Here is a 10547-nt window from a genome sequence, read left to right as displayed (position 1 = left end):
CGACGGCTTCTTCGACGCGCTCGACGGCGCGCAGCGAGCGGCGCTGCGGCGGGCGGGCAGCCCGTACGCCTACCCGGCCCGGGCCCCGCTGTGCTACCAGGGCGAGGACTCCGACCACATCATCGTGATCGAGTCCGGCTGGGCGAAGGTCGCGTCGGGGACCGAGGACGGCCGCGAGATCATCCTGGCCGTGCGCGGGCCGGGCGACCTGGTGTGCGAGAGCGCGGTGCTCGGCAGCCGGCAGCGGTCGGCCACCGTCACCGCGCTGAGCGCGGTGCGGGCGCTGATCGTCCCGGCGGCGCGGTTCACCGCGTTCCTGGACGCCCACCCCGGGATGTGGCTGCTGGTCAGCGGGACGTTCGTGCGCCGCCTGGACGACGCCGACCGGCGCCTGCAGGCGTCGGTGTCCGCCCAGGGCGCCCGGCGGCTCGCGCTGCTGCTCGCCGACCTCGCCGACCTGTCGGTCCGGCACGCGCCGCCCGCGCCGGACGGCGGGGTCGAGATCGCCCCGCCGCTGTCCCAGGAGGAGTTGGGCGGCTGCATCGACGCCTCCCGCGAGACGGTCGCGCGGGCCCTCGCCGTGCTCCGCGACGCCGGGCTCGTCCGGACGGCACGCCGCCGCATCGCCGTCCGGGACGCCAGCGCGTTGCGCGCCTTCGCCGAGAACGCGCTGGACTGATCATCGGCGGATGTGCCCGGCCCGGTGCCTTTACATTGTAGATCAATTTCGCAGGCCCGGTTCCCGGATCGGCGCGGAGGCCGTGCGGGCCTCACCGGGGTGCGGCGGCGGCCGGTTCGCGCCGGGCGGGGGTCTCCTGGTCGGCGAGCCAGCCGAGGATGCCCTCGACGGCGTCGCGGCAGCCGCCGCAGCCGGTGCCGGCGCGGGTCTCGCGGGCGACGTCGGCGGCGGTGCGGGCGCCGTCCTCCCATGCCTCCCGGACGCGGCGCTTGGTGACGCCGTTGCACTGGCAGACGGTCGCGGCGTCCGGCATCCGCAGCGGCGAGTCGGCCCGCATCCCGCCGCCGTCCCGGCCGCCGGCGCCGGGGAACAGCAGCGCCAGGCGTTCGGCGGGCACCGGCGCGGCGCGGTCGTAGAGCTGGGTGAGGGTCCCGGCGGCGGCGGTCTCGCCGAGCAGGATCGCGCCGATCAGCCGGCCGTCCCGGATGACGGCCTTCTTGTAGGTGCCGCGGGAGACGTCGGTGAACCGGACGACCTCGACGCCGTCGTCCTCGTCGCCGAAGTGGGTCTCGCCCATCGACGCGAGCTCGATCCCGGCGGCTTTCAGCCGGGTGATCTGGCGGGCGCCGGTGAAGCGGGCACCCGGTTCGGTGCCGGCGAGCAGCCCGGCGAGGATCCCCGCCTGCTCCCAGGCGGGCGCGACCAGCCCGTACACCTCGTCGCGGTGCTCGGAGCATTCGCCGATGGCGCGGACGGACGGGTCGGCGACCGAGCGCAGCTCGTCGTCGACGATCACGCCGCGGCCGACGGCGAGGCCGGCGTCGCGGGCGAGCGCCGTCTCGGGCCGGACGCCGCAGGCGACGACGACCAGGTCGGCGTCGACCGTCTCGGCGGTGCCGCCGGCGTCCAGTTCCACGCCGGTGACCCTGCGGTCGTCGCCGGTCCCGGACGTGCGGACGCCGGTGACGCCGACGCCGACGCGGGTGCCGACGCCGAGCCCGGCGAGCGTCCGCGCCAGGACCCGGCCCGCGGCGGGGTCGAGCTGCCGTTCCATCAGGTGCCCGGCCAGGTGCAGGACGGTGACGTCCAGCCCGCGCCCGGCGAGGCCGCGGGCGGCCTCGATGCCGAGCAGCCCGCCGCCGATCACCGCGGCGCGGCGCGCGGTGTCGGCGAGCTCGCTGATGCGGCGGCAGTCGTCCAGGGTGCGGAACGCGAGCGCACCGGACGGCATGCCCTCGGCGAGGCCGGGCATCGGCGGGACGAACGCGGTGCTGCCGGTGGCGAGGACGAGCGTGCCGTACGGGGTGACGGTCCCGTCGGACGCGTGCACGGTGCGGGCGGCGCGGTCGATGCGGGTCACCTCCACGCCGAGGCGGGCGTCGACGCCGTGCGCGGCGTACCAGGCGGCGTCGACGAGCGCGATGTGCTCGGGGTCGGCGGCCCCGGCGAGGACGTTCGACAGCAGCACCCGGTTGTAGGGCCGCTGCGGTTCCGCGCCGAACACGGTGATCGGGACGGACGGGTCGCGGTCGCGCAGCTCGCCGACGAACCGGGCCCCGGCCATGCCGTTGCCGACGACGACCACCCCGTCCGCGGCGCTCACCGGCCCACCGCCTCGGGCCGCCGCGGGCCGATCCGCAGCAGCGGCTTGATCTGCTCGCGTTCGACCTCGAACTCGATGCTGGGGTCGGGCGTCTCGGGCGCGTTGACGAACGAGACGAACCGGCGGAGCCGCTCCGGGTCGTCCAGCACGTCGCTCCACTCGTCGGAGTAGGACGCGACGTGCCTTTCCATGGCGGCGTCGAGTTCGGCGCAGATGCCGAGCCGGTCCTCCATGACGACCTCCCGGAGGTAGTCGAGGCCGCCGTCCAGGTCCTCCAGCCAGCTCGCGGTGCGCTGCAGCCGGTCGGCGGTGCGGATGTAGAACATCAGGAACCGGTCGATCGCGGTGATCAGCTCGTCGTCGGACAGGTCGCTCGCGAGCAGGTCGGCGTGCCGGGGCCGCATGCCGCCGTTCCCGGCGACGTAGAGGTTCCAGCCGTTCTCGGTGGCGATGATCCCGAAGTCCTTGCTCTGCGCCTCGGCGCACTCGCGGGCGCATCCGGACACGGCCGACTTGAGCTTGTGGGGGGCGCGCAGCCCCCGGTACCGCAGCTCGAGCCGGATGGCCATGGCGACGGAGTCCTGCACGCCGTAGCGGCACCACGTCGAGCCGACGCACGACTTGACCGTCCGCAGCGACTTGCCGTAGGCGTGCCCGGACTCGAACCCGGCGTCGACGAGCCGCCTCCAGATCTGCGGGAGCTGCTCGACGCGGGCGCCGAACAGGTCGATCCGCTGCCCGCCGGTGATCTTGGTGTAGAGGCCGAAGTCGCGGGCGACCTCGCCGATCACGATGAGCTTCTCGGGGGTGATCTCGCCGCCGGGGACGCGCGGGACGACCGAGTACGTGCCGTTCTTCTGCAGGTTGGCGAGGAAATGGTCGTTGGTGTCCTGCAGGGCCGCCTGCTCGCCCTCGAGGATGTGGCCGTTGCCGAGGCTGGCGAGGATGGACGCGACGGCCGGCTTGCAGATGTCGCAGCCGCGGCCCCGCCCGTGCTCCTCGACGAGGCGGGTGAAGCTGCCGATGCCGCTCGCGCGGACGATGTCGAACAGCTCGGCGCGGCTGTGGTCGAAGTGCTCGCAGATCGCCTTGCCGACCTCGACGCCCGCCGCGGTCAGCTCGGCGTCCAGGAGCTTCTTCACCAGGGGGACGCAGCTGCCGCAGCTCGTCCCGGCGCGGGTGCACGCCTTGACCTCGCCGAGATCGGTCAGCGACTGCTCCGTGACCGCGCAGCGGATCGTCTCGGCCGTCACGTTGTTGCAGGAGCACACCACCGTCGCGCCGGGCAGCTCGCCGCCCGCCGCCTCGGTGCCGCCGAACAGGACCTGGTCGGGGCTGCCGGGCAGGGCCCCGCCGACCCGGGCGCGCAGCACGGCGTAGGACTCGGCGTCGCCGACCAGGACGCCGCCCAGCAGCGTCCGGGCGTCGTCGCTGACGACGATCTTCTTGTAGACCTTCGCGACGGGGTCGGTGTAGGTGACGCCGAGCGCCCCGCCGTCGCGGTCGGCGAACGGGTCGCCGAAGCTGGCCACGTCCACGCCCATCAGCTTCAGCTTCGTGGAGGAGTCGGCGCCCTCGAACACCTCGGCGGCGTCCGGCGCCAGCAGCCGCCCGGCGACGGTCTCGGCCATCGCGAAGCACGGCGCGACCAGCCCGTACACGACGCCGTCGACGAGGGCGCACTCGCCGATCGCGAAGATCGCGGGGTCCTCGGTGCGGCAGGCGGAGTCCACGACGATCCCGCCGCGCTCCCCCACCGGCAGGCCGCAGCCGCGCGCCAGTTCGTCCCGGGGCCTGATCCCGGCGGAGAACACCACGAGCCCGGCGTCGAGCACGGTGCCGTCGGCCATCCGGACGCTCGCGACGGCGCCGTCGGGCCCGGCCTCGAGCGCGCTCATCGGGGTGCCGGCGCGCACGTCCATCCCGAGGGCCTCGATGTGGCGGCGCAGCATCGCGCCGCCGCCCTCGTCGAGCTGGCGCGGCATCAGCCACGGCGCCACCTCGACCACGGCGCTGCGCAGCCCGAGGCCCTGGACGGCGCGGGCCGCCTCGAGCCCGAGCAGCCCCCCGCCGACGACCGCGCCGGTCGTGCGTCCCGCGGCGTACGCGCGGATGGCGTCGAGGTCGTCGATCGTCCGGTAGACGAACACGCCGGGCAGGTCGGCGCCGGGCACGGGCGGGACGAACGGCGCGGACCCCGTCGCGAGGACGAGCGCGTCGTAGGGCACCTCGCGTCCCGCGTCGGTGGCGACCGTCCGCGCCGCGCGGTCGATCCCGGTGACCCGCTCGCCGGTGACCACGGCGACCGCGTCGTCGTGCGGCGGGTACGCGAGGTCGGCGCCCTCCAGGTGCGTGGTCAGCGCCACCCGGTCGTAGGCGGTCCGGCCCTCCTCGCCGATGACGGTCACGTGCCAGGTCCCGGCGGCGTCGCGCTCGCGCAGGACCTCCACCAGGCGGTGCGCGGCCGGGCCGTGGCCCACCACGACCAGCCGCCGGACGATGTCGTTGTCGGCTCCCATGCCGCCGATCATCGGGGGGGCGTATTACCCGGACAGGTCCCGCACGTCACCCGCGCGTTAACTGGCCCTCACCGCCCGCGTCCCGCCGACACGGGCCCGTAACGTCCGCCGCCCGGCCGTCCCTCGTTAGTCCGGGGCCGGGCGGGTACCACTCCCCCGACAGCCGAACGACTCGAAGGGGGAGCCCGATGGGCGAGTCGAACCACCCGATCCGGGGCGAGCACCGCTACGAGCAGAAGGTGACATCGGCGGACGAGCACGAGGAGCGTCCCGGCAAGAGCCTCGTCACCACCGACCACGAGGTCATCCGGCGGTGGGCCGACGAACGCGGGGCCGAGCCGTCGACCGTGCCCGGCAGCGAGTACGAGGGCCGCCCGGGGAGGCTCCGCTTCGACTTCCCCGGCTACGGCGGCGAGAACCTCGAGCACATCTCCTGGGACGACTGGTTCCGCACGTTCGACGAACGCGAGCTGAACTTCATCTACCAGGAGCACAAGAAGGACGGGGCCCAGAGCAACTTCTTCCGCCTGGAGAACCCGAACGACTCCGCCACGTGACGCCGGCCTGAGCTTCGGCGAGCTTCGGAGCGCACATCCGGTGCACCCGGTTCTCGATCGGCACCGAGGGCGGCGAGGGCCGCGTCGATGCCCTCGCCGCCACGCTCGTCCACCGCAAGGAGCTAGTCACGTGGCGCTCTCGCGCAGGAAGGTCTCGAGCCGGCCGGTGAATCCCGGTGCCGCGGCGACGAAGTGGCCGGCGCCCGGATGCACGCTGCGTTCGCCGCCGAGCGCATCCGCGAGCGCGTCGCAGATCCGCTCGAGCGGGGCGGCATGGCCTCCGGACGCGACGAGCACCGGGACGCCGGCGGCGCGGATCGCGTCGAGCCGTGGGCGTGCCTCGCCGGTGGCCCGGCTACCGCGGGCCCGCCGGACGGCGGCGGCCACGTCCGCGGGGAGCGGGCCGTCGCCGATGGGCGCGCCGGTGAGGCGGAGGAACTCGCGCAGCTCGGCCGGGTCCGTGTCCTCCCCGTGGGCGAGGACCGCATCGCCGATGCGCTCGAGCCGCGCCACCTCGGGATCCTCGGGGACTAGGTAGTGGAGCGGCGGCTCGATCAGGGTGAGCGAGCGCACGCCGCCCGGCGCCGCGGCGGCCGCGATCAACGTCCCGAGGACGCCGTAGGAGTGGGCGACGGCGTGCGGGCGGCCGACGAGCAGCGGCGCCAGGTCCAGGGCGTCCACCTCGAAGTCCGGACGCTCCCGCGGTGGCGGGCTCGGCGGATGACCGCGGCGATGGACATGGGCCAGGGTCCACCGATCGGCCAGCGGGGCCAAGGCCCCCCACGTCGCCCGCGGGCCTGCGCCGCCGTGCACGAGCAGGACCTCCGGCCCGGAGCCCTCGCGCACCACCACGATGTCGGCCACAGGGCGAGCATAGACCGAGGGGAACGGCGATCCCGCCCACGGCCTTTACGTAGTAAGGTGGCGTCGGGATGCAGGGTGGCGACGGGGAGGCGTCGTGGCCGTCGCTCCCCTGGCGCCGGGGGGGGCGCAACGCGGGGCGGATGTGCGACGGCCGCCCGCACGCCGTTCCGGGCTCCTGGCGGTCGGGCATGCCGGGCGATCCCGGGACGGACGGTTCGGCGGTCGTTCCGCGCGCATCCGGAGGCGCCTCGGCGATCTTCTCGCCGGGGCCGTTGAGCGTCACCGGGACCGTGGGCGCGGGAACGATCCAATTGCTCGTTTTGCAATGAGGGGACCCGTTTTTCGTTGCCGCGGCCCAATCCGGGTGTGCGAGCACACACGTATTCGCGGGTCCCCTTGATCTCGCGGTGGGACAGGCGAGACTGGCGAGCCCGAAAGCCAGGTGCGTTTCCGATCCCAAGGAGAACTCGTGGCCCCCCCGCCCCTGTCAGTCCGGAGAACCCGCCCCCCGCTGCCGTGCCATTCGCAGCGGCCCCGCATCGGCGATCTGCTCCGCCCGCATCTCGATTCGGTCGTGGAGGAGATCGCCGCGGAGATCCGCCGCCGGCTCCCCGCGTACGCCCATCCCGCCGACAGCGAGCAGGGCCGGTGGATGGTCCGGACGATCACCACGACGGTCAGCAGTTTCGTGGACTCCCTGGACGACCCGTCGCCGGACTGGTCGCCGCTCACCAAGCTGTACGCGCACATCGGCGCCCACGAGGCGTCCGAGGGGCACGGCCTCGACAGCCTGGAGGCGGCGCTCCGGCTCAGCAGCCAGATCACCTGCCGCCGGTTCATCGGCCACGCCTACGACTTCGGCTGGAGCCAGGAGACCCTGGCGACGCTCACGGAGGCGCATTTCCGGCTGCTGGCGATGCTCGTGGACGCGGCCGCGGAGGGGTACGCGTCGGCGCGCGAGGAGCTGGCGACCCGGCGCGAGGTGGCCCGCGGCCGGCTCCGGGACGTCCTGGTGGCCGATCCGCCGATCGGCCTCGAGGCGATCCGGGAGCTGGCGAAGGCCGCGGACTGGACGGCCCCCGAGACGATCTGCGCGGTGGCGCTGCGCGGCCCGGTGGCCGGCACGGCGCGGCTCGTCCCGCCGACGGTCCTGGCGGACTGGTCGGGCGACGCCCCGTACCTGGTGGTGCCCGACCCGGGCGGCCCCGGCCAGGAGCGGCTGATGGCCGCGCTGGCCGACGCCTGCCCGGGCGCGGTCGGCCCGACGGTGCCGGTGGGCCGCGGCGCGGTGTCGCTGCGGTGGGCGCGCCGGGCGGTCGCGCTGGCCGAGGAGGGCGTGCTGCCCGCGGACGGGACGGTCCGCTGCTGCGACCATCTCGCGACGCTGATCACCGCGGAGGCGCGGGATCTGGTGGAGGCGGCCGCGCCGCAGTACCTGCGGCCGCTGATGGAGCAGCCGTCGCCGCGCCGGGAGATGCTCGCGGAGACGCTGCTGACGTACTTCAACAGCGGCGGCAACGCGGTCGTCACCGGGCGGCATCTGCACATCCACCCGCAGACGGTGCGGTACCGGATCCGGGTGATCCAGGAGCTGTTCGGCGGCGAGCCGGCCGCCCCGGACACCAAGCTGGCCACCATGATCGCGCTCAACTCGATGCTGCGGCTCTTCCCGGACGCCGCCGCCGAGCCGTCGTCCGAGTGACGCCCTCGAAAGACGACGTGTGCTCGAAGACGACGTGTGAACGTCTGCGGCCGCACTGACGTCCCTCGTGCGGGCCCGCGGCGGCGCGACGCGCGGTCGTGCCGCCGCGGGCCGCCGCCGGGGCACCGGTGCTTCGGCACGCGTCCCGCTCCTCCGGGGCCGGGGGCCGGCCGTGCGCGGCCGTCCGTCCGCTCCCCCGGCACGTGCCGGCGTCGGGCACCATGGAGGGGTGACGCAGGTTGTGGAGCGGGAGGCGGGGCTGCGCGCTCTGGCCGATCTCGTCTCGGACGGGGACGTCGTGGTGCTGAGCGGCGCCGGCATCTCCACCGAGTCAGGCATACCGGACTATCGCGGTGAGACGGGACGCGGCAGGCGGCGCGGCGACCCGATGACGTACCAGGCGTTCACGGGCGGTGCGGAGGCGCGCCGCCGGTACTGGGCGCGGAGCCATCTGGGCTGGCGGCACATCAAGGCGGCGCGTCCGAACGCCGGGCACCGCGCGGTCGCGGAGCTGCAGCGCCGCGGGCTGCTCGCGGGGATCATCACCCAGAACGTGGACGGGCTGCACCAGGCGGCCGGGGCGTCCGGGGTGATCGAGCTGCACGGCTCCCTGGACCGGGTGGTGTGCCTGGCGTGCGGGGCCCGCACGCCCCGCGGGTATCTGGACGCGCGGCTGCGCGCGGCCAATCCGGGGTTCGGGGAGCGCCGGGGCGGGCACGCGGGCGAGCATCCCGGCCTGCACGGGCAGGAAGGCTCGGTCAATCCGGACGGCGACGCGGAGCTGGACGACCGGGCGATCGACGCGTTCCGGGTGGTGGGCTGCGATCGGTGCGGCGGGCCGCTGAAGCCGGACGTGGTGTTCTTCGGGGAGAACGTGCCGCCCGCCCGGGTCGCGGACTGCTTCGCGCTGACCGAGCGGGCCGGGGCGCTGCTGGTGCTGGGGTCGTCGCTGACGGTCATGTCGGGGTACCGGTTCGTCCGGCACGCGGCCCGGCACGGGATCCCGGTCGGGATCGTGAACCGGGGTCCCACGCGGGGCGACGGCGACGCGCTGCTCACGCTGGACGCGCCGCTGGGCGCGACGCTCGGCGCGCTGCTCGAGGAGCTTCCCGGCCCGGCCGCCGCTCCCTGACGCGCGTCCCCTTTCAGAGCGGAGCGGCGAGAGGTTCGGCCGGGCGGACGGCGTGCGGTTCACTCGCCGGGCGGGGACGGCGGCGGGCGGCCGGGGTCGCGGGCGAGGCCGGCGGCGGACTCCAGCAGCAGCGCGTGCACGAACGCCTGCGGGATGTTGCCGCGCAGCTGCCGCTGCCGGACGTCGTACTCCTCGGAGAACAGGCCGCTGGTGGCGCAGCCGGAGCGGGTCCGCTCGAAGGTCGCGCGGGCGCGTCCGGCGTCGCCCTGCCGGTGCTCGGCGAGGGCGAGGAAGAACCCGCAGAGGGTGAACGCGCCCTCGGCGGTGCCGAGGGGCTCGTCGTTGACCGCGTACCGGTACACGAACCCCTCCTGCACGAGGTGGTCGCGTACGGCGTCGAGAGTGGCGGCGGTGCGCGGGTCGCCGGGCGGGAGGGCGCCGCGCAGCGGCGGGATGAGCAGCGCCGCGTCGACGCGGTCGTCGCCGGGGGCGCGCCGCCACCGTCCGTCCGGGGTGAGGGACGTGCGCGAGGTCTCCGCGATCAGGGCGTCGGCGAGGGACGTCCACTCCCGGGCCTGCGCGGGCCCGGACGCGAGGACGCGGGCGGCGCGGCGGAGCCCGGCGGCGCAGATCAGCCGGGAGTGGGCCCACAGGTCGTCGTGGGTCTCCCAGATGCCGGCGTCGGGCAGCGGCCAGCGCCGGGCGATGACGTCGGCGGCGACGGCGGCGGCGCGGGCGGCGGCGGGGTCGGCGCGGTCGTGCTCGGCCGCGGCGGCGAACAGCACCAGGGCCTCGCCGAACGCGTCGAGCTGGAACTGGTCGGCGGCCCCGTTCCCGGCGACCGCGGCGGCGCCGGGGTAGCCGGGCAGGTCGAGGCCGTGCTCGTCCGGCATGATCGCGCCGGAGACGGTGTAGGCGGGGCGCAGCGCGTCCCGGTCGTCCAGGACCCGGTCGGTGACGAAGGCGACGGCGCCGCGCAGCAGGTCCGGGGGGCCGCCGTGCACGGCGGTGGCGAGCCCGGCGAAGCACTGGTCGCGGATCCAGGCGTACCGGTAGTCGAAGTTGCGGCCCTTGTCGGCGCGTTCGGGCAGGCCGGTGGTGGCGGCCGCGACCATCCCGCCGGCGCGGCTGGTGAGGCCCGTGAGCACCCCGTAGGCCAGGCGGGCGTCGCGGGGCGCGATGGTGTCCTCGCAGGACGGGACGGCGGCCAGCCAGTCGCGTTCGGTGGCGTCCCACAGCGCGTCCGGATCGAGGTCCCCGCCGGGCGCGGCGCGGGCGGCGATCTCCAGCACCAGGTCGCGGGTCTCGTCCTCGGCCAGGTCCACGGTGGCGGTGAGGACGGGGACGCCGTCGTCGCCGGTGAGGACGGCGGCCTCGTCGGCGCCGCGCCAGCGGATGCGGGCGTCGCCGGCGCGGGCCGTCCACACGGGGCCGTCGCGGCGCAGGTCGCGCATCGGGGCGCCGCCGGGGCCGCGGACGTCCAGCAGGACG

At 75.5% G+C, this 10547-nt stretch carries 8 protein-coding genes; 4 read left to right on the top strand and 4 right to left on the bottom strand.

What is annotated here, in order from left to right; all coding sequences use genetic code 11:
• On the top strand, positions 1 to 679 hold a 679-nt coding region (locus ACFQ11_RS35445), incomplete at its 5' end, for a Crp/Fnr family transcriptional regulator (protein WP_378306910.1).
• Positions 680 to 770: 91 nt separating this feature from the next.
• Here ACFQ11_RS35445 and ACFQ11_RS35440 read toward each other — a convergent pair.
• On the bottom strand, positions 771 to 2282 hold the full coding sequence (locus ACFQ11_RS35440; RefSeq protein ID WP_378306908.1) for an FAD-dependent oxidoreductase: 1512 nt from the start codon (positions 2280 to 2282) through the stop codon (positions 771 to 773).
• A complete protein-coding gene (gene nirB, locus ACFQ11_RS35435; protein WP_378306906.1) occupies positions 2279 to 4801 on the bottom strand; it encodes a nitrite reductase large subunit NirB in 2523 nt (840 codons plus the stop codon). Before nirB ends, ACFQ11_RS35440 begins: the two co-directional genes overlap by 4 nt.
• A 188-nt stretch (positions 4802 to 4989) precedes the next feature.
• Between nirB and ACFQ11_RS35430 the strand changes: the two genes are divergently transcribed.
• A complete protein-coding gene (locus ACFQ11_RS35430; RefSeq protein ID WP_378306904.1) occupies positions 4990 to 5358 on the top strand; it encodes a hypothetical protein in 369 nt (122 codons plus the stop codon).
• Positions 5359 to 5484: 126 nt separating this feature from the next.
• Here the strand turns inward: ACFQ11_RS35430 and ACFQ11_RS35425 are convergent, their stop codons facing one another.
• The gene (locus ACFQ11_RS35425; RefSeq protein ID WP_378306902.1) at positions 5485 to 6222 is read right to left on the bottom strand and encodes an alpha/beta fold hydrolase; all 738 of its coding nucleotides are present in this window, start codon (positions 6220 to 6222) and stop codon (positions 5485 to 5487) included.
• Between the two features lie 574 nt (positions 6223 to 6796).
• Between ACFQ11_RS35425 and ACFQ11_RS35420 the strand changes: the two genes are divergently transcribed.
• Both ACFQ11_RS35420 and ACFQ11_RS35415 read left to right on the top strand, forming a co-directional pair.
• Entirely contained in the window at positions 6797 to 7924 is a 1128-nt protein-coding gene (locus ACFQ11_RS35420; protein ID WP_378306900.1) for a PucR family transcriptional regulator, read from the top strand.
• 229 nt (positions 7925 to 8153) lie between these two features.
• Positions 8154 to 9056 (top strand): NAD-dependent protein deacetylase, encoded by a 903-nt coding sequence (locus ACFQ11_RS35415; RefSeq protein WP_378306898.1) that lies wholly within the window; start codon positions 8154 to 8156, stop codon positions 9054 to 9056.
• A 59-nt stretch (positions 9057 to 9115) separates the two neighbouring features.
• Here the strand turns inward: ACFQ11_RS35415 and ACFQ11_RS35410 are convergent.
• Positions 9116 to 10547, bottom strand: a 1432-nt coding sequence (locus tag ACFQ11_RS35410; protein WP_378306896.1) for a glycoside hydrolase family 15 protein, incomplete at its 5' end; no start/stop codon positions are given.

Source organism: Actinomadura sediminis (assembly GCF_042675525.1).
GTDB classification, from domain to species: Bacteria; Actinomycetota; Actinomycetes; order Streptosporangiales; family Streptosporangiaceae; genus Spirillospora; species Spirillospora sediminis.
The sequence above is the reverse complement of the archived record's forward strand: the minus strand, read 5'-3'. Positions and strand labels throughout refer to the sequence as shown.